Origin of the sequence: Microbispora sp. H13382, from assembly GCF_014161445.1 — a bacterium.
In the GTDB taxonomy this organism is placed as follows: domain Bacteria; phylum Actinomycetota; class Actinomycetes; order Streptosporangiales; family Streptosporangiaceae; genus Microbispora.
On the sequence record NZ_JABBXA010000002.1, the window covers coordinates 574,872 to 594,223 of the forward strand.

Here is a 19,352-nt window from a genome sequence, read left to right on the forward strand (position 1 = left end):
GGCCGGTCCCGCCCGCTGATCTCCTTGCCTGCGCCGCCCGGCGGATCTTGCCGCCCGGGCGGAGCGACCACAGGCCGGTGCACGCCGGCTTCGAGGTGCCCGTCGCATCAGGGCATTGGACGATCGACAAGGAGACCGCCCATGAACCGACTCCGTCACCTGCCCGCCGGTCTCACGGCGGGTGCGCTGGTGGCCGCGATGGCCCTGGCGGCCCCCGCGGCCACAGCCCAGGCCGCGAGCGAGCGTGCGACCGTCGTCACCGCGCTCGGCTACGACAGCACGGGCTGGACGTACCGCCAGGTGCCCGCCACGACCCAGGTGCCGGGCTTCGCCGCACGGGGATTCGACGACAGCGCCTGGCCGACGGGACAGGCGGGCTTCGGCACCACGAACGGCACCTGCTCGTGGAACAACCAGGCCAGTGTCAAGACGCCGTGGGCGGTCAACACGGACCTCCTGGTGCGGCACTGGATTCACCTGCCGCGCGACGCGCAGCAGGTGCGCATCCAGGGCACGGTGGACAACGACGCGCAGGTCTACTTCAACGGTCACCTCCTGCAGAGCGTCACGAGCGGCAGGTGCGCCGCGGGGGCGATCGACGTCGTCGTGCCCGTGACCGATCTGGACTGCTGCAACCTGCTGGCCGTCCGCGCCCACGACGCCGGCGTGGCGGCCTACCTGAACCTCCGGGTGACCTACGTCAAGCCCACACAGGCGCTCTGACGTTCCCGGCGGCACGTCGCCCGGCGCCGCCCGCGCCGCGCCGGGCGACCCGCGGGGACACTCTGGGACGCCCGGGGACGTCAGGGGACGGACATCCCGGTTCAGGGGGCGCACGGCGGTCGTGCCGCGTCCTGGCGGACGGCCCGAGTTGCGGCCCGCGTCCTGTAGCGTGCTGGGCATGATCCCGCGTATCCCCGTCAGCGTGGATCTCGTCGTGCTCACCGTCAGGTCCCAGCAGCTCAGCGCCCTCGTCTGGCGGCGCGACAGGCCACCGTACGAAGGCCGGTGGGCGCTTTCCGGCGGTTTCATCAAGCTGGAGGAGGACCTGCCCGCCGCGGCGGCCCGCGTGCTGGCCGAACGGGCCGGCCTTCCCGGCGCGCCGGTCCACCTGGAGCAACTCCAGACCTACGGCTACCCGGACCGCGATCCGCGCCAGCGGGTCGTCAGCGTGGCCTACCTGGGCCTCGCCCCCGACCTGCCCGCGTCCACCGAGGCCCACATGAGCTGGCAGCCGGTGGCGGAGCTGACCGAGATGGCCTTCGACCACCGCAGGATCATGCTCGACGGCGTGGAGCGGGCCAGGGGCAAGCTCGAGTACACCTCGCTCGGGGCCGCCTTCTGCCCGCCCGAGTTCACCGTCGCGGAGCTGCGCCGCGTCTACGAGATCGTCTGGGGACGGCCGCTGGACCCGCGCAACTTCCACCGTAAGGTCACCAAGACGGAGGGCTTCCTGGTGCCCACCGGGCGCACCACGACCCGGGACGGCGGCCGTCCCGCCATGCTCTACCGTCGCGGCCCGGCCGTGCTGTTGCACCCGCCCATGCTCCGCACCTGACACCTGACACCTGACACCTGACACCGGACGCCTGCGGACGCCGGAAAGCGCTCATATCGGGACGTCAGCGCAGAAGGTGCGCCTCACAGCGATCTTTCAGGATATATTCCGGCCTATGCTGGCTGCGGCCCCCCGCATCCCCGATGCGCCGGCCAACCTCCCCGGACCGTCCCGGCTGCGCGTTCTCGACCTTCTGCGGTTCTGCGCGGCCCTCGGCGTCGTCCTGTTCCACTTCGGCGAGACGCGCGCCTGGGGCACGCCCAACGCCTTCCCCGCGCTGAGCGCGGTGACCATGTTCGGCGTGTACGGCGTGCGCCTGTTCTTCCTGATCAGCGGATTCGTGATCCTGATGAGCGCCTGGGGCCGCACCCCCGGTCACTTCGCGGCGTCGCGCATCGCCCGGCTGTACCCGGCGTACTGGGCGAGCGTGCTCGTCATGGGCGGCCTGGCCGTCGGGGGACTGATCACCGACCACCGGCCGAGCCTCACCGAGCTGCTGGCCAACATGACCATGCTCCAGCACGGCTTCCGCGTACGCGACCTGGAGATCGTCTACTGGACGCTGTGGCAGGAGCTGGTCTTCTACGCCCTCATCGCGTGCCTCGCGGCCGTGGGGATCACCTACCGCCGGTGCCTGGCGTTCATGGGGGCATGGGTGATCCTGCTGGCGATCGCCGACCGGGCGGACGCCGACCTGCTGCAGCAGCTGCTCGTCCCGTTCAGCGCGCCGTACTTCATCGCGGGGATGGCGCTCTATCTCATCCACCGCTTCGGCGGGTCGCTGTTCCCCTGGCTGTTCGTGGCCGTGGGCTGGGCGCTCGGGCTCTACACGGCACTCGACGGGGAACCGACGGCGGTCCGGAGATACGGGCAGGCGCTGGGCTCGGCGCTCGTGGTGGGCGTGATCTCGCTGATCTTCCTGGTGATGATCCTCGTGGCGGTCGGCGTGTTCGACCGGCTCGACTGGCGGTGGCTCACCTTCCTCGGCACGCTGACCTACCCGCTCTACCTCTTCCACCACCACGTCGGGTTCCTGCTGATCCAGTGGCTCCACCCCGCGCTGGGCAACCGCCTCACGCTCCCGCTGGCCGTGGTCGGGGTGCTCGTGGTCGCGTACGGCGTGCACCGGCTGGTCGAGCGGCCCCTGCAATCGCGGATGCGCGCGGCTCTGGACCGCTCGCTCACGGCCGACGCCGCCCGCGTCCCCCTGGCCGAGACGGCGGCGGCCTCTCCCATGCCCCCGATGCCCGCGCCGATGCCCCCGACGATGCCCCCGCCGCCGTACGCGGAGACGGCGCCCGGAGCCGGCTACTTGCCGCGCGGCGGGTAGATCTCGCCGGGACGCAGCTTGCGGCCCTGGAGCAGGGTCGTCAGCGTGACCAACTTGTAGTTCTCCTTCTCCAGCGCGGCGAGCACGCCCGGCATGACCTTGACCGTCTCGGGGACGATGTCGTGCAGCAGGATGACACCGTTGCGCTTGGCGAGCTTCAGCGTGCGTTCGGCGATCACCTTGGTGTCGCGGGCCTGCCAGTCGAGCGTGGACCCCGTCCACAGGATCTGCGGCAGCCCCAGGTCGACCATGAGACCGGAGACCCGGGAGTCGGTCGCGCCGTTCGGCGGGCGCATGTACTCGGGCCTCTTGCCGATCGTCTGGTAGATGACCTCCGAGGTGGTCGAGACCTCGTCGAACACCTCGCCGTCGGACAGCTTGGTGAGCGAGGGGTGGGTCCAGGTGTGGTTGCCGATGTCGTGACCCTCCTCGTAGATCCGCCTGGTGAGCTCGGGCCGGTAGGCCACCTTCCTGCCGAGCAGGAAGAAGGTGGCCTTCGCCTTGTGCTTCTTCAGCGTGTCGAGCAACGCGGGGGTGTAGTGCCACGGACCGTCGTCGAAGGTGAGGGCGATGCACTTGTACCGGGCGCAGTAGGGCTCGGTCTTCGTCTTCGTCTCGGCCTGCTTCGCCTCGGCCCGGGTCACGGCCGCCGTCTTCGTGGTGGCGGCGGTCGCGGATCCGGTCGGGGTGGGGACGACGCTCACGCCGGCTGCGCAGATACCGGCCATTACGATTCTTACTTTCCGCCACATGTCGCGGGATCTTAGTGAAAACCGGCGAGATGGTCATCAAAGCGGCGGAACGGCGTCCTTTGCCCGCTGCAGGGCGAGCTCCGGCCACCACGCGCCGCCGTACGGGGTGACGGTGCCGTACACCGGGTCCTCGGCGCCGCCCTCTCCCCGGGTGCAGCGGTCGTCGGACATGCCGACCGGCCGCACCCACAGGTACGCGTCCACGAGCGGGCTGCCGGTCCGGGTGGTCGGCCGCACGCCGACGCCACGCCCCGGCGGGTTGCACCAGACCTCGGGGTCCTTGTACCTGCCCGCCGGCGGGTTCCACTCGCCCCTGCCGTTCCTGCTGGTGTCGATCACGAAGTGGGGGAGCCCGGCCGTTCCCGCGTCCGTACCGGCGTCGGAGCACGTGGCGGCGCCCGCGGACACGGACTTCACACAGGCGGCCAGGCGGGTGCCGTACGCGATGAGCCGGTCGGTTCTCTGATATCCGGCGGCGTTCAGATAGAAGCCGTCGGCCCCGGCGATCCCGGCCTTCACCAGCCGCGCGGCCGCGACCTCGGGGGACGGCCAGCCGTCCAGGCTGCCGTCGAGGTAGACGGCGGTGTTCGGCAGCGCGCCGAGCCGCTCGACCGCCGAGGCGAGCATGCGCAGTCTGGCTTTCTGATCGTCGGCGTCGCCGAGGGAACAGTCGGGCGAAGCGGGCAACTCGGCGAGGCTGTTGGGCTCCAGCACGAACACCGCGCTCCGGTCGCCGACGGACGACGCGATCGCGTCGATCCACGCGAGATACTCCGCCGAATCCGCCGCGCCGCCCTCGTTGCACGCCCGCAGCGGGATGTGGTCGGTGACGAAGACCGGCACCGCGCCCAGCCGCGCCGCCGCTTCCACCGTGGCACTCGTCGTACTGGCCGCCTGCGCCGCGTCGATCTGTCCCAGCCACACGGCCCTCGGCGCGGCGGCCAGCTTCCGGATCAACGCGGCGTCCGCGGCCCGGCCGGCCGTCTCCAGGGCCGACGCCTGTGTGGCCTCGTCGCCGGTCGGGCTCGCGTAGAGCCGTACGGCCTGCCCCCGGAGCGGATTGCCGCCGGCCGGAGCGCCGGCGGTCGCGGGTGAGACCTGCCCTCCACCCGGCGTCCGCCCTCCGCCCGATGCCTGGTGCCCGCCCGACGAGGCCGACTGGACGGCGACGACGACCCCGGCCGTGACCAGGACGGCCGCGGCGGCGGTCGCGATCCCCAGGCGTGATCCGGACCATCGCCTCGTCCGGGTGTCCGCGCCGGGCGTCCCGGCACCGGCCCGTGTCCCGTCCGGTGCTGCGACCGCGGCCGCCGTGCCCAGCCGCGAGACCTCGGGCGCGGTGCCCCGCCACGCGGCCTCGGGCGCGGGGGTGACGGGCTCGTGACCGGTCAGCATCTCGACCAGCCGCTGCGCGGTGGGGCGGTGGACCGGGTCCTTCGCCAGCGCGAGCTCGACGATCGACCGAAGCCGGGGGTCGAGGCCGGAGATGTGCGGAGGCTCGTGCAGCACCCGGTAGAGGATGCCCGGGATCGACTCCCCGCTGAACGGCGCCCGGCCCGAGGCGGTGTAGGCGACCAGGGCGCCCCAGGCGAAGATGTCGGACGCCGGGGTGAGGCGGTCGCCCTTCGCCTGCTCCGGCGACATGAAGGACGGCGTTCCCGCGACGATGCCGCTGATGTCCGCCGTGGTGTCGGTGACCTGGGCGATGCCGAAGTCGATGACCTTGGGGCCGACCGGCGACAGCAGCACGTTCGACGGCTTGAGGTCGCGGTGGATCACCCCCGCGCTGTGGATCGCCTGCAGCGCCACGGCCACGTTGACCGCCACCGCCTCCAGGCTCGACCCCGACAGCGGCCCTCGCTCCCGCACGACCTCCTGAAGCGTGGGCCCGGGGACGTATTCGGTGGCGAGGTAGGCGGTCTCGCCGTCCAGCCCCGCGCCGAGGACGGCGGCGGTGCAGAAACGCGCCACCCGCTGCGCGGCGGCGACCTCGCGCCGGAACCGGCGGAGGAAGCCGGGGTCGGCCGCCCACTGTGGATGGATCACCTTGACCGCCGCGTCGCGGCCCTCGGCGTCCCGGCCGAGGTAGACCACGCCCATGCCGCCCTGACCGAGCCTGCCGAGGATGCGGAACGGCCCGATTCGCCGGGGATCGCCGTCCCGAGGTCCTTCGCCCTCCGCGCCGCTCGTCATGTTCTCCTCGATCGCCCGGTTACCGCGTGATCCTAACCAGGCGCTCCTTCCGCCGACCAGGCGGCGTACAGCGGGCGTCAAGGGACTTGAAAGCGTCGCGGCGCAGACTGCGTGCAACGACGCAGGAAAGGAACCCCAGCCATGACCCTCACCCGCTCCCTGGCCGGAATCACGCTCGCGGCCGGCATTCTGGCCCTCGCCCCGATCGCCACCGCCACGGCCGCCCAGGCCGCCCCGGCCAAGCCCTGGGGCCCCTACTACGCGGCCGGGTCGAAGGCCAAGACGAGCGGCTCGCTGACCGCCGCGGCCAAGAACGACCCGAGCCTGCCCGCGCCGTACGTGAAGGTCGCCGGCAGCGTCACCAGCCTGAACCGCAAGGCGTCCACCTGCGGCTGGGCCCTGTTCCGCGTCAGCTACTTCGACTCCGCCAACCAGCCGCACCTGGCGTACCGCAACTACCGCACCTGCTCCTACGGAGCGAAGAAGCAGTTCGCCTTCACCATCAAGAACGTCGGCGAGGTCGAGCTCAAGGTCTGCTCCGAGGCCAAGGCCGCCAAGCCGTCCCTCAACTGCCAGTACGCCGGCACCTGGAAGACGCTGTACGCGTACTACAAGTAGGGACGCGTGAGCGGTCCGCAGGGGGCGTACGGGGTGCCGCCGGAACAGGCGAATCTCCTATCGTTAGGGCATGCCTCGATTCCGCTCGATCCTCGACACCATGCCGGCCTACAAGCCCGGCAAGGCCGTGGTCTCCCCGGACGGCCGGTCCTACAAGCTGTCCTCCAACGAGAGCCCCTTCGGGCCCCTGCCGTCGGTGGTGGAGGCGATCGCGCGGGCGGCCACGGAGATCCACCGTTATCCCGACCCCGGTGCGGTCCGGCTTACCGAGACGCTCGCCGAACGGTTCGGGGTGCCCTACGACCACGTCGCGCTCGGCGCCGGATCGGTGGCGGTCGCCCAGCAGATCCTCGAAGCGGTCGGTGAGCCCGGCGCCGACGTGGTCTACGCCTGGCGCTCCTTCGAGGCCTACCCGCTGCTGGTCGGCCTCTCGGGCGCCAACGCCGTCGAGGTGCCGCTGCGCGACGAGACGCACGACCTCGACGCGATGGCCGAGGCCATCACGCCCGAGACGCGCCTGGTCTTCGTGTGCAACCCCAACAACCCGACCGGGACGGCGAACCGGACCGAGGAGCTCGTGCGCTTCCTCGACCGCGTGCCGGAGAACGTCACCGTCGTCCTCGACGAGGCCTACCGGGAGTACGTCAGGGACGTGGACGTGCCCGACGGCCTCACGCTCTACCGCGACCGTCCCAACGTCGCCGTCCTGCGCACGTTCTCCAAGGCGTACGGCCTCGCGGGGCTGCGGGTCGGCTACCTGATCGGGCACGAGCCCGTCGCCGCCGCCGTCCGGAAGACGCTGCTGCCCTTCGCGGTCAACCACCTCGCGCAGGCCGCCGCGATCGCGTCCCTGCAGGCGGAGGACGAGTTGCAGGAGCGGGTCGAGAACGTGGTCAAGGAGCGCGCCCGCGTCCGGGAGACGCTGCTGTCGCAGGGCTGGACCGTCCCGCCCACCGAGGCCAACTTCGTCTGGTTGCGCCTCGGCGAGCGCACGATGGAGTTCGCCGGCGAGTGCGCGGCCGTGGGCGTCGCGGTGCGCCCGTTCGAGGGCGAGGGGGCCCGGATCTCCATCGGCGACCCCGAGTCCAACGACGTCTTCCTCGCCGCCGCCGCGGAGTTCAGGCGCTGACACGGGCGCCGGGCCGCTCACCGGTCTCTACTGCGTCCGCGACCCGGAGAAGCTGTCCCGCATCGGAGCCGAGGCCCGGCTAACCCTGCGCTGAGTCGGTGGGAACGGGTCCTAGCGAGCGGGGTAGTACTGCCGGACGAGCGCGTTCGTGCTCTCCCCTATCTGGTCGAGACCGGCTCCGAGCTCGACCAGGATCCGCGACGCCCCACTCTCGCCGTCGCGGATGAGCCCGAGCAGGATGTGCTCGGTGCCGATGCGGTCGTGGCCGAGCCGTACGGACTCCTGGTTCGCCGACTCGAGGAGCTTGCCACCCGACGGGCTGAACGGAATGGGCTCACCCGGATTCGGAGCCGCCTGGCCTTGCCCGATGATCTCCTTGACCCGCAGGCGCACATCCTCGAGGGTCAGGCCCAGGCCCTTGAGCACCGCGCTCTTGAGTACCTGGGCGCCGATGCCCTCGTCCTCACGGATCAGACCGAGGAGAACGTGCTCGGTGCCGATGGACGGGTGGCTGAACATCCTGGCCTCCTCCTGGGCCAGGATGACGACGCGTCGCGCTCGGTTGGTGAATTTCTCGTACATACCGCCGCTCCTCGCAATGCAGTTCAGTGAACCCATTCGGGTCCGGCGGACGTCGTCCGCCGTGATGACTGAATTGCCCTGTGACGGTAGTGGATCTCGGTAAAACTCGCAGGCGCGCGGCCGGCGGGCGCTATGGGGCGTTCACGGTTCGGAGGCCGGCTGCGCGGCCGGATGGCTCCCGGCACCCGCGGGGGTCTCCTGCTCCGCAGGCCTCCCATCCACCCGGTTGCGGCGCTCGGTGGAGACCACCAGCGCGACCCCCGCGACGATCAGGCCTCCCGCGACGAGCATGGCCGCGGTGACCGGTTCCGACAGGATCGCCGCTCCGAGGATCACCGCCACCACCGGGTTCACGTACGCGTAGGTGGACACGAGCGAGATCGGCGCGTGGCCGAGCAGCCAGATGTACGAGGTGAAGCCGACCAGGGAGCCCACCAGCACCAGGTAGGCCAGGGCCGCCCACGACTGCCCGCTCACCGAGGCGAGATGCAGACGCTCGCCCTGCGCGGCGCCCATGACGAGCAGCGCGGCGCCGCCCACCGCCATCTCGATCGTGCTGGCCACGAACGGGTTGGCCGGCATCGGGATCCGCGGGGACAGGAACGACCCCAGCGACCACGACACCGAGCCCAGCAGCACCACGGTGATGCCTGCCCCGCTGCCCGACGCGTTGCCGCCGTGCAGTGAGAGGAAGGCGACGCCGGCGAAGCCGACCAGCACCCCGGCCAGCGTCAGCACGTGCGGCCGGTCGCGGAAGACCGTCCTGAGCACGATCAGCCACAGCGGGGTCGAGGCGACGAGCAGCGCGGCCAGGCCGCTGGAGATGTGCTGCTCGGCCACGGCGACCATGCCGTTGCCCCCGGCGAGGAGCAGGAGCCCGACGAGCGCGGCGCCGCCGAACTCCTGCCATCTCATCCTGAACGGCACGGCCCTGACGAGCAGGACCCCGCCGAGGACCAGCGCCGCCGCGACGAAACGGAGACCACCGCTCGTCATCGGCGGAAGGGTCCGGATGGCGATGGCGATGCCGAGGTACGTCGAGCCCCACACCACGTACACGGCCGCCAAGGCCAACCACACCCGTACGTCATGACCGTTCCGTTCCATGGGTCATGACGATAGAGCGTCGCTTCCGGACGCTGATTACCGGTTCAGCTTCTCCACGATGAGCCGGTAGAGCTGACGCGGCCGGCCCGGCTGGGGAGTGCGGTTCGGCGGAAGCGGCCACGCGAGTCCCTCGTCAACCAGCGTGCGCAGCAACCGCCTGGCCGTACGCGGGGTCACCCCGAGCATGCGCCCGGCGCCCTCCGCGTCCACGACCGTGTCCCCACCCTCCAGCTTGGCGGCCAGGCGCGCCAGCACCTCGACCCCCTTGGGCTTGATCGGCCCGCCGGGCTGGGGCGGCATCCGGGGCGGCGGCACCAGTGCGCGGCCCTCCCTGTCCACCGCGAAGCCCTGCGGCTGCTTGCCGCCCTGGGTGCGGGCGAGCGCGCCCCTCGCGTGTGTCTCGGCCTCGTGCGTGGTGCGGCCCATCCCCACACCCACCTCGACGGCCAGGCCCAGCTCCTCGCGGATCCTGGCGGCGAACGGCAGGATCCGGAACCCGTCGGTGGCCGCCGCGATCGAGCCCTTGGTGGCCACCACCAGGTAGCTGTGGTCGTCGATCGGCCACACGCTCGCGTTGATCCGGTTGGCCTCCTGCACGAGCAGGCGGTGCAGCGACAGCCGCAGCTCGTCACGCCAGTAGCGCGGCGCGGCCCGCCGAACCGGTTCGCGTAGCGTCGGCACCTCGACCAGCACCACCGTGAGCTGCGACTCCTCCAGCCGGTGGCGTGCGCCGAGCAGCGCCGCCGTGTGCAGCGCCGTGCGTACGGCCGCGGAGGTCGGCCGTATCGGCACCACCGGCACCCCGGCGGATGTCAGCCGGTCGGCCACGCCCTGGACGCAGGTGAGCGCGCCCGTCGTGGCCCCCTGGCGGAGCAGCCGCTCGTGAAAGGCCGTGATCGTGCCGACCGGGCCCGGCTCGTCCCGGCTGTGCACCTCTCCGGAGGAGAGGTTGAGGTCCGCGTACGCCTCGTCGATCTCCGGCCGGCCGAGCACGTCGACGCTCACCCGGCGCGGATCGATTCGCTCATCCAGCGCGGCCCGCGCGATCGCCGCCACGATCGCGGCCCCGCCGAGCTGCACGTGCGTCGCGGGCATCGTCAGCACCCCGGCCCGCCGCGCGAGCTCGAAGGGCACCGGGCTCGCGAACAGACACGCGTCCACACCCGGACCGAGCCGGGTCACCTTGTCCGCCGCCTCCTGCTCGTCTCGGTACGCGGCGGCGACCAGCCGGCAGGGCACCGGGGCAGCCGAGTGCCCCATGAGCATCACCCGCTCGACCAGATCGTGCGACCCCACCACGCCGATGGTGAGGTCGGGTGTCACCGTGCCCAGACGTGACCCGCGCGCAGTGTCTTCCGTGCGCTCGACCAATGTTCGTCCCATCCCACGTCGCCCTCGTTGTTGTGGCTTCTCTTTGGAACGATCGCTGGTTAAGGCCGTAATGTCACGCCCAGATTTACCGGAATACCATTCTGGGTAGTCCCGGCGGTTCCGTAATTCGGAAGGTCTCTCCTGGTCAGGGCATTAGTAAAGGTTTCCGGACTCAGTCCCCGTCCGAAGTGGAAATTTCACGCACCACATCTGCCCCGAGTGCCTGCATACGCTGGGCGAGCGCGGCGTGCCCACGGTCGATGAGATATCCGGACCCGATGGTCGTCTCACCCTCCGCGGCGAGACCGGCGAGCACGAGGGCGATTCCCGACCGCAGGTCGTGGGCCGTCACGTCGGTGCCGCGCAGCGGAGTCGGGCCGTGCACGACCGCCCGGCTGCCCTCGACTTCGACGTTCGCGCTCATCTTGTTCAGCTCGCCCGCCAGTGCGAAGCGGCCGTCGAAGATGCGCTCGTGGATGTAGCTGGAGCCCTCCGCGAGGCAGGCGACGGTCATCAGCGGCGACTGCAGGTCGGTCGCGAAGCCGGGGTAGGTGTCGGTGATGACGTTGATCGGGCGCAGCGGGCGGTTGCGGCGCACCTGCAGTACGGCGCCGTGCTGCTCGAATTCGACGCCCATCTGCTCCAGCTTCCACCGAACCACGCCGAGGTGCTCCAGCGATGCGCCGACCAGGCTCACGTCGCCGCCCGTGATCGCCGCGGCCATCGCGAACACGCCCGCGTCGAGCCGGTCCGGCATGACCGTGTGCTCGACCGCGGTCAGCTCGTCCACGCCCTCGACCGTGATGAAGCCCGTGCCGCCGCCGCGGATACGCGCGCCCATCCGGCTCAGCATCGTGATGACGTCGAGCACCTCGGGTTCGAGGGCCGCGTTCTCGATGACGGTGGTGCCCCGCGCCAGCGCGGCGGCCATGATCAGGTTCTCGGTGCCGGTGTGCGACGGGGTGTCGAGGTAGAGCGGAGCGCCGACCAGGCCGCCGGCCTTGATGTGGATGACCGACTCGCCCTCGTCCACCATCGCGCCCAGGCGCTTGTAGCCCAGGTAGTGGAAGTCGAGGTTGCGGCTGCCGAGGTTGCACCCGCCGATGCCCTCGATGATCGCCTCGCCGAGGCGGTGGAGCAGCGCGGGGACGAACAGCACCGACCCCCGGAACCGGCGGGCGATTTCCGCGGGCAGGACCGGGCTGGTCAGGCGGGAGGCGTCGATGACGAGCGTCCGCTCGCTCTCGTGGAACTCCACCTTCGCGCCCACGGCCTGGGCGAGTTCGACGGCCCGGCGCACGTCCTCGATGACGGGCACGTTCCGGAGCACCGTGCGGCCCTCGGACGCGAGCAGCGCCGCCCCGATCATGGGCAGTACGGCGTTCTTCGCGCCCTGGATGAAGGCGGTTCCACGCAGTACATTGCCACCGCGCACGCGGTAACGGACCATGGGTTCGACTCCTATGTATGGGGGAAAGGCGGGGGACTCCCGTCAGCCGGCGGCCGAGTCGTCGGCGAGGACGATCGGCCTAGAGTAGCCGCTGTGCCGGGAGTTTCGGGGGTGGAACTACCCCCGGAACACGCGGGGGAACGGGTCACTTGAGACTACTTGTGTGACCTGTGTGATTCAGCCGCGGAAGCGCTCTCCGGTGAGCCGTTCGTACGCCTCGACGTAGCGGCTGCGGGTGCGCTCGACGATCTCGTCGGGCAGCGGCGGGGGCGCCTCGCCGGACGACCTGTCCCAGCCCGACTCGGGGGACAGCAGCCAGTCTCTGACGAACTGCTTGTCGAACGACGGCTGGGAGCGGCCCGGCTCCCACTGGTCGAGGGGCCAGAAGCGGGAGGAGTCCGGCGTCAGCACCTCGTCTCCCAGCGTCAGCACGCCGTCGGCGTCGAAACCCAGCTCGATTTTGGTGTCGGCCAGAATGATGCCGCGTTCCAATGCGATCTCGGCCCCGCGGCTGTAGACGTCGAGGGTGATCCGGCGCAGCCGCTCGGCCACGTCCCCGCCGACCTCCGCCACGACCTCGTCGTACGTCATGGGCTCGTCGTGCTCGCCCATCGGGGCCTTGGAAGACGGTGTGAAGATCGGCTCGGGCAGCCGCGAGCCGTCGGTGAGCCCTTCCGGGAGCCGCACGCCGGAGACGACGCCCTCCCTGCGGTAGTCCACCAGGCCCGAGCCGGTGAGGTAGCCGCGCGCCACGCACTCGACCGGCACCATCCGCAGTCTGCGGCACAGCACTCCGCGACCGGCGAACTCCGCCGGGACGTCGGTCGAGACCACGTGGTGCGGAACGACGTCCTTGAGCTGCTCGAACCACCACAGCGACAACCGGGTGAGGATCTCTCCCTTGTCGGGGATGCCGGGTTCGAGCACGTAGTCGAAGGCCGAAATGCGGTCGGACGCGACCATCAGCAGCAGCCCGTCGGGCATCTCGTAGAGGTCGCGTACCTTGCCGGAGTGCAGGTGCTTCACAGTCCCATCTTCCCAGCTCTCCCACCCGTGTTGAGCAGGGGGGAGAGCCGGGGTGTCAGGACGACGCGGCGGCGAGCGCGATGTCGGAGCGGTGGTGGGAGCCGCGCAGCGTGATCTGCTCCAGGGCCTCGTACGCCCGCGCCCTGGCCTGGGCGACGTCCGCGCCCGTGCCGACCACGTTGAGGACCCGTCCGCCGTTGGACACCAGCCGGTTCTCCGCGTCGAGGGACGTGCCCGCGTGCAGCGCGTACGCGCCCTCGACCGTGACCGGCAGCCCCGCGATCGGGTCGCCCTTCACCGGGTCGGCCGGGTAGTTCTCCGCGGCGAGCACCACGGTCACGGCGGCGCCGTCACGCCACCGCAGCGGCGGGTGCCCGGCGAGCGTGCCGGTCGCGCACGCCAGCAGCAGCCCGCCGAGCGGGGTCTCCAGCCGGTCGAGCACGACCTGGGTCTCCGGGTCGCCGAACCGCGCGTTGAACTCGATCACCCGGGGACCGGCCGAGGTCAGCGCCAGCCCGGCGTACAGCACTCCCGCGTACGGCATGCCGCGCCGGGACATCTCGGCCACGGTCGGGCGCACGATCTCTTCCATGACCCGCTCGGACAGGTCCTCGGGCGCCCAGGACAGGGGGGTGTAGGCCCCCATGCCGCCGGTGTTGGGGCCCTTGTCGCCGTCGTAGGCCCGCTTGAAATCCTGGGCCGGCTGCAGCGCCACGGCGTCCGTGCCGTCGCACAGCGCGAACAGCGACACCTCGGGGCCGTCGAGGTACTCCTCGATGACGACCCGCCCGCACGCCCTGGCGTGCTCCAGGGCCTCCTCGCGGCTGTCGGTCACGACCACGCCCTTGCCCGCGGCCAGGCCGTCGTCCTTCACGACGTACGGCGCGCCGAACGCGTCGAGCGCCGCCGCGGCCTCGTCCTCCGTGGTGCAGGTGTACGCGCGCGCGGTCGGCACTCCGGCGGCGGTCATCACGTCCTTCGCGAACGCCTTGGATCCCTCGATCTCCGCCGCCCGCGCCGACGGCCCGAAGCAGGCGATCCCGGCCTCCCTGACGGCGTCGGCGACGCCGGCGACCAGCGGCGCCTCGGGACCGATCACGACGAGGTCGGCGCCCAGCCGCTCCGCGAGCGCGGTCACCGCCGCGCCGTCGGTCGCCGTGACCTGGTGCAGGGTGGCCACGTCGGCGATGCCGGCGTTGCCGGGAGCACAGTGGACCTCTTCGACGGCGGGGTCGAGCCGCAGGGCCCGGCACAGAGCGTGCTCGCGGCCCCCGGAACCGATGACAAGTACGCGCACCCGTCCATTGTCGCAGTGTTTCCCGCCTCGCTTCGCTCGGCTGCTCGGGCGCCTTGAGGTCACCTCAGTCCAGACCACGGTCGCGCCCCTCGCGGCTCCCGCGGGCGCCTCAGGGTTGTCTTGAGTGGGGTGGTTCAAGTGGGGATACACACCGATGGCTAGTTTGCTCGGGTTGTTTTTGGCAAGAAGTGCATGATCGACGGCACTTGACGCGGGTACTCTGGAAAAGCCGCCGAGCGGCAATGTGGTAAGTTAGCCAGGCTTCACGCTGTCTCGTGGCGATTGGAGGTGGTCTGGGATGAATTCTGGTGATCCCGTCAGTACGTGCTCGCGCACGTACGTCGTGCGCATTCCCGACCACTCCGAAACTGAAGCCCGAGGGGCAGCTCACGCCTGTATGAAGGGGTGACATCACGTCGCGCGTAGAGCGTGCCGGCTCGGGCGGGAAGGGACCGCCATGCGCTCCTCTCTGCTCTTTCCCCGCATCAACAGGCACACCCGTGTGCTGCCCACGCACATCGGCGCCGCGTCGATGAACGCCGAGCCCGTCGTCCGCTGCGTGCCGCCGAGCAACTCGCTCGTCGAGTTCGGCGCCTATGTCGCAGGCAAGAAGGTCGCCGCCGGTGGCATACCGGAGGCCGTGCGGCTGGTCCGCGAGCACAACGAGGCCAACGAGATGCCCGACGCGTACGTCTGGGTCGGTCTGCACGAGCCCGCCGCGCCCGAGGTCGAGTGGCTGGCGGAGGTGTTCGGCCTGCACCCGCTCGCCGTCGAGGACGCCATCAAGGCCCACCAGCGGCCCAAGGTGGAGCGGTACGGCGACTCGCTGTTCGTGGTGCTCAAGACCGTCGAGTTCCTCGACCACGAGGTGTCGACGGCGAGCAGCGAGATCATCGGCACCGGCGAGATCATGGCGTTCGTCGGGCCCGACTTCGTGGTGACCGTACGGCACGGCCGCTACTGCCCGCTGGGCGAGATCCGCGAGAAGCTCGAGTCGAAGCAGAAGCTGATCAACCGCGGCCCGACGGGTGTCCTGCACGCCATCGCCGACCACGTCGTGGACAGGTACCTGCAGGTGGCCGACCTCATGCAGGCCGAGCTCGAAGAGGTCGAGGCGGCCGTCTTCGCCGAGGTCAGCTCCCGCGACATCAACAGGATCTACCAGCTCAAGCGCGAGATGCTGGAGCTCAAGCGGGCGGTCGGACCGCTCCAGACCCCCTTCAACGCCCTTCCCCAGCGGCGCAGCATCCCCTCCGAGATGCGTGAGTACTTCCGCGACGTCGGCGACCACCTGTCCCGCGTGTGCGAGCAGGTCCAGGCGTCCAACGAGCTGTCCGACTCGATCCTCCAGGCCGCGCTGGCGCGCTCCAACGCCCTCGCGAACGAGGACATGCGCAAGATCTCCTCATGGGTGGCGATCATCTCGGTCCCCACGATGATCGCCGGGATCTACGGGATGAACTTCGACCACATGCCCGAGATCAAGTCCGTGTACGGCTACCCCGTCGTGCTCGGCGTGATGGTCGTCGCGTGCACGCTCCTGCACCGCGCCTTCCGCCGTAACGGCTGGCTCTGACCGCCCTTCCCCCGGGGACGCGCCCGGAGGCGTGCCGTCAGCCTCGGCCGCCGCCCACGCGCGTCCCGGTGGGCGTCTCCCCCTCTCCAGGACGCGCCTGTGCCGGATCAGGCATCGGCAAGTGCCGATCAGGCGGCGCGGCCGCCCTTCAGCAAGGCCGCGGTGCGGGCGACGCGGCGGGCCTGGTGACGGGCCGCCTGCAAGGACACCTCGCCGGGTGCGCCCTCACCGGACACGTGAGAGGTGCCGTACGGATTGCCTGACTTGAACTGGACGGGGTCGGTGTAGCCGGGGGGCACGATGACGCCGCCCCAGTGGTAGAACGTGTTCCCCAACGCCAGGAGGGTGGATTCCTGTCCGCCGTGGGCGGTGCTGGAGGCGGTGAAGGCCGAGTACACCTTGTCCGCGAGCTTGCCCTGGTACCACAGGGGGCCGCAGCCGCACGTGTGCGCCGGTCTTCTCCGCGCCCTCGGCGGCGGCTCGCGCCAAGGCGTGCACGGTGCCCGTGGCACTGTAGTAAATGATCGCGACGTTCACGGGCTCCATGATCGGTTTCCTCTCCACCGGGGTCGGTCTCAGCGGTACGACGACACACCCCCTCGCTATGTGAGGCGACGCCGCGACCTCACAGTTGGGCCGGACGTCTCGTCGAACCCAGTGAGGACGGATGCGACCAAGGGGGGCCGGAGACACCATGACGATCCAGTCCGAGCCGGAAGGGCTCGACCCGAGCCTGGGCGTGATCATGAACGAGCGGCGCAGGCTGATCAACCTCGCGTATCGGCTCCTCGGCTCCCTGGCCGACGCCGAGGACGTCGTGCAGGAGACCTACGCCCGCTGGTACGCCATGTCGCGGCAGCGGCAGGAGGCCGTCGAGTCCCCCGGCGGCTGGCTGACGACGGTCGCCAGTCGCATCTGCCTCGACCTGCTCGGCTCGGCACGGGCCCGGCGGGAGCGCTACGTGGGGGAATGGATTCCCGAGCCGCTGCCCGAGCCCGCGGAGTGGACCGACGGGCGGCCGGGCATCACCGCCGACCCGGCCGACCGGGTCACCCTGGACGAGTCGGTCAGTATGGCGTTCCTCGTCGTGCTCGACTCGATGACCCCGGCCGAGCGGGTCGCGTTCGTCCTGCACGACGTCTTCCGCTACTCCTTCGCCGAGGTGGCCGAGATCGTCGGCCGCACCCCGGCGGCCTGCCGCCAGCTGGCCTCCTCGGCCCGCCGCCGCATCCGTGACGCACAGGCCCCCGCGACCCCGGCGGCCCGGCGCGCCGGCATCGTGAGGGACTTCAAGCAGGCGTGGGAGGCCGGGGACATCGACGCCCTCATCGGCCTTCTCGCCCCCGGCGCCACGGCGACCGGCGACGGCGGCGGACTCGTCGGCGCCGAGCCCCGTCCGGTCGAGGGCGCCGAGCGGATCGCCCGGTTCTTCGTGGATCGGGCCAGTGCGGTGCCCGGGGTGACGATCCTGGAGTGCACGGTCAACGGCCAGCCCGGTCTGGTGGCCCGGCAGGAGGGCGTCACCGTGTCGGTGATGGCGTTCGATATCGCAGGCGACCGGATCACGCACATCTGGGCGATCCTCAACCCCGACAAGCTCCGGCCGTGGACGACGCGCTGACAACCAGCGGTATTCGCCTCAACACGTACGCTTCATGACCGCAATCATGAGCAATCGGTCATTGCGGTATGTCAGATGATGTTGTTAGGTGGGGGGAGCGGGCCGCTCGACACATCGACCGTTTCCACTCTCGCAGGAGCGTGTCATGACAGAGGCGACACCCCGGTTGGCGACTTTCCCCCTGGCGCGCGAACGTGCCTTCGATCCACCGGACGAACTGGCGCGCCGCCGCGACGAGGCGCCGGTCCAGCGGATGACGTACGCGGACGGGCACGAGGGCTGGCTGGTGACCGGCTACGCCGAGGCACGCGCGATCCTGGCCGACAACCGCTTCAGCACCCGCCCCGAACTGCTGCACTCGCCGATCCCCCAGCGCGGCGAGTTCAACAAGGAGCCGCTGACCCCGGGGTTCTTCCTGCGCATGGATCCCCCCGAGCACACCCGCTACCGCCGCCTCCTGACCGGCCAGTTCACCGTACGGCGGATGAAGCAGCTCGAACCGAGGATTCACGAGATCACCGAGAGCCGGCTCGACGCGATGGAGCGCGAGGGCGCCCCCTCCGACCTCGTCGAGTCCTTCGCACTGCCCATCCCCTCGCTGGTGATCTGCGAGATGCTCGGCGTGCCGTACGAGGACCGGGAGAAGTTCCAGCGCGACTCGGCGGTGCTGGTGAACCTGGACTCGTCGATGGAGGACGTCCGGGCGGCGGTGCAGGATCTGCTCTCCTACCTGCACGGCCTCGTCGCGTTGAAGGCGAAGGAGCCGGACGACGACATGCTGAGCGGTCTGGTCATGGGCGGGGAGCTGACGACCGAGGAGCTCGGCGGCGTGGCGCTGCTGCTGCTCATCGCAGGGCACGAGACGACCGCGAACATGCTCGGCCTCGGCACGTTCGCGCTGCTGACCAACCCCGGACAGCTCGCCGTCGTGCGGGACGACCCGGCCGCCGTCGACAACGCGGTGGAGGAACTGCTGCGCCACCTCAGCATCGTGCACATAGGGCCGACCCGTACGGCCCTGGAGGACGTGGAGATCGGCGGCGCCCTGATCAGGGCGGGCGAGTCGGTGACGCTGTCCCTGGGGGCGGCGAACCGCGATCCCGGGCGGTTCGAGGGCGGTGACAACCTCGACGTGACCCGGCCGGCGCACGGGCACCTGAGCTTCGGGCACGGCATCCACCAGTGCCTGGGCCAGCAACTCGCCCGGATCGAGATGCGCATCGCCTATCCCGCTCTGCTGCGCCGCTTCCCCAACCTGCGCCTGGCCGTGCCGGCGCGGGAGGTGCCGCTGCGGTCCAAAATGGCGATCTACGGTGTGCACCGCCTGCCGGTGCTCTGGTGAGGAAAGTCGCTGGGGGAACGATGAAGATCAAGGCGGACGCCGGCCGGTGTGTCGGTGCGGGGATGTGCGCGCTCACGCTGCCCCAGGTGTTCGACCAGAGCGAGGACGACGGGACGGTCGTGGTGCTCGACGCCGAGCCCCCGGCCGCCCTCGGGCCCGCCGTGAACAGGGCCGTCCAGCTCTGCCCGTCCGGCGCGCTCTCCGTGGAGGAGTGACCGTGGAGGAGTGAACGCGCGCGACACGCCGGCCCGGGTGACGCTCAGCGACTTGACGCGCACGGTCCGATGCTGTTGGCTGGTAATCGGCTGTGCAAGCCATTCTTGTGGGTGACCCTGGAGCCCCGTCCCGGCCGTCGAAGGCCCGGGCGGGGCTCTTCCCCTGTCCGGCCGCGGAGGGCTGG

Annotated in this window: 18 protein-coding genes; 9 read left to right on the top strand and 9 right to left on the bottom strand. The window is 70.8% G+C overall.

All coding sequences use genetic code 11. The features are described from left to right. Positions 1–141: 141 nt before the first annotated feature. The 3 genes from HHX41_RS06630 (at position 142) to HHX41_RS06640 (ending at position 2,888) form a co-directional block, all read left to right on the top strand. The gene (locus tag HHX41_RS06630; protein ID WP_169985588.1) at positions 142–723 is read left to right on the top strand and encodes a hypothetical protein; all 582 of its coding nucleotides are present in this window, start codon (positions 142–144) and stop codon (positions 721–723) included. Positions 724–901: 178 nt separating this feature from the next. Continuing rightward, positions 902–1,558 carry an NrtR DNA-binding winged helix domain-containing protein gene (locus HHX41_RS06635; RefSeq protein WP_079314646.1) on the top strand — a complete coding sequence of 219 codons (657 nt, stop codon included), beginning with the start codon at positions 902–904 and terminating at the stop codon, positions 1,556–1,558. A 115-nt stretch (positions 1,559–1,673) separates the two neighbouring features. Further along, a complete protein-coding gene (locus HHX41_RS06640) occupies positions 1,674–2,888 on the top strand; it encodes an acyltransferase (protein WP_182905192.1) in 1,215 nt (404 codons plus the stop codon). Here the strand turns inward: HHX41_RS06640 and HHX41_RS06645 are convergent. Together HHX41_RS06645 and HHX41_RS06650 are read right to left on the bottom strand one after the other, a co-directional pair. After that, positions 2,867–3,592 (bottom strand): polysaccharide deacetylase family protein, encoded by a 726-nt coding sequence (locus HHX41_RS06645; RefSeq protein WP_169985591.1) that lies wholly within the window; start codon positions 3,590–3,592, stop codon positions 2,867–2,869. The two genes, HHX41_RS06640 and HHX41_RS06645, sit on opposite strands and share 22 nt — an antisense overlap. A gap of 84 nt (positions 3,593–3,676) precedes the next feature. Next, entirely contained in the window at positions 3,677–5,833 is a 2,157-nt protein-coding gene (locus tag HHX41_RS06650; protein ID WP_182905193.1) for a glycoside hydrolase family 6 protein, read from the bottom strand. A 141-nt stretch (positions 5,834–5,974) separates the two neighbouring features. Between HHX41_RS06650 and HHX41_RS06655 the strand changes: the two genes are divergently transcribed. Then, a complete protein-coding gene (locus tag HHX41_RS06655) occupies positions 5,975–6,451 on the top strand; it encodes a hypothetical protein (protein WP_182905194.1) in 477 nt (158 codons plus the stop codon). A 70-nt stretch (positions 6,452–6,521) separates the two neighbouring features. Next, on the top strand, positions 6,522–7,580 hold the full coding sequence (gene hisC / locus HHX41_RS06660) for a histidinol-phosphate transaminase (RefSeq protein ID WP_182905195.1): 1,059 nt from the start codon (positions 6,522–6,524) through the stop codon (positions 7,578–7,580). Between the two features lie 111 nt (positions 7,581–7,691). On the opposite strand, the gene HHX41_RS06665 is transcribed toward hisC, so the two are convergent. The 6 genes from HHX41_RS06665 to purD all read right to left on the bottom strand — a co-directional run bounded on the left by HHX41_RS06665 (position 7,692) and on the right by purD (position 14,413). Next, positions 7,692–8,162 (bottom strand): Clp protease N-terminal domain-containing protein, encoded by a 471-nt coding sequence (locus HHX41_RS06665; protein ID WP_182905196.1) that lies wholly within the window; start codon positions 8,160–8,162, stop codon positions 7,692–7,694. Between the two features lie 141 nt (positions 8,163–8,303). Then, on the bottom strand, positions 8,304–9,269 hold the full coding sequence (locus HHX41_RS06670; protein WP_182905197.1) for an EamA family transporter: 966 nt from the start codon (positions 9,267–9,269) through the stop codon (positions 8,304–8,306). Between the two features lie 36 nt (positions 9,270–9,305). Next, complete coding sequence (locus HHX41_RS06675) at positions 9,306–10,550, bottom strand: transcriptional regulator (RefSeq protein ID WP_169985738.1); 1,245 nt, start codon at positions 10,548–10,550, stop codon at positions 9,306–9,308. A 262-nt stretch (positions 10,551–10,812) separates the two neighbouring features. Beyond that, positions 10,813–12,090, bottom strand: a complete 1,278-nt coding sequence (murA, locus tag HHX41_RS06680) for a UDP-N-acetylglucosamine 1-carboxyvinyltransferase (RefSeq protein WP_182905198.1) — start codon at positions 12,088–12,090, stop codon at positions 10,813–10,815. Positions 12,091–12,267: 177 nt separating this feature from the next. Continuing rightward, positions 12,268–13,116 (bottom strand): phosphoribosylaminoimidazolesuccinocarboxamide synthase, encoded by an 849-nt coding sequence (locus HHX41_RS06685; RefSeq protein ID WP_182905199.1) that lies wholly within the window; start codon positions 13,114–13,116, stop codon positions 12,268–12,270. Positions 13,117–13,171: 55 nt separating this feature from the next. Then, a complete protein-coding gene (purD, locus tag HHX41_RS06690; RefSeq protein ID WP_182905200.1) occupies positions 13,172–14,413 on the bottom strand; it encodes a phosphoribosylamine--glycine ligase in 1,242 nt (413 codons plus the stop codon). 457 nt (positions 14,414–14,870) lie between these two features. Between purD and corA the strand changes: the two genes are divergently transcribed. After that, on the top strand, positions 14,871–15,989 hold the full coding sequence (gene corA, locus HHX41_RS06695; protein ID WP_169985607.1) for a magnesium/cobalt transporter CorA: 1,119 nt from the start codon (positions 14,871–14,873) through the stop codon (positions 15,987–15,989). Positions 15,990–16,117: 128 nt separating this feature from the next. Here the strand turns inward: corA and HHX41_RS06700 are convergent, their stop codons facing one another. Further along, entirely contained in the window at positions 16,118–16,501 is a 384-nt protein-coding gene (locus HHX41_RS06700) for a hypothetical protein (protein WP_396794121.1), read from the bottom strand. A gap of 182 nt (positions 16,502–16,683) precedes the next feature. On the opposite strand from HHX41_RS06700, the gene sigJ reads away from it, so the two are divergent. From sigJ to HHX41_RS06715, 3 genes are all read left to right on the top strand, one after another. After that, positions 16,684–17,610, top strand: coding sequence for an RNA polymerase sigma factor SigJ (gene sigJ / locus HHX41_RS06705; RefSeq protein ID WP_182905201.1), 927 nt, complete (start codon positions 16,684–16,686; stop codon positions 17,608–17,610). A gap of 145 nt (positions 17,611–17,755) precedes the next feature. Then, positions 17,756–18,952, top strand: a complete 1,197-nt coding sequence (locus HHX41_RS06710; RefSeq protein WP_182905202.1) for a cytochrome P450 — start codon at positions 17,756–17,758, stop codon at positions 18,950–18,952. Positions 18,953–18,972: 20 nt separating this feature from the next. Continuing rightward, positions 18,973–19,167: a ferredoxin gene (locus HHX41_RS06715; RefSeq protein ID WP_182905203.1), complete on the top strand. Its 195-nt coding sequence runs from the start codon at positions 18,973–18,975 to the stop codon at positions 19,165–19,167. Positions 19,168–19,352: the final 185 nt, after the last annotated feature.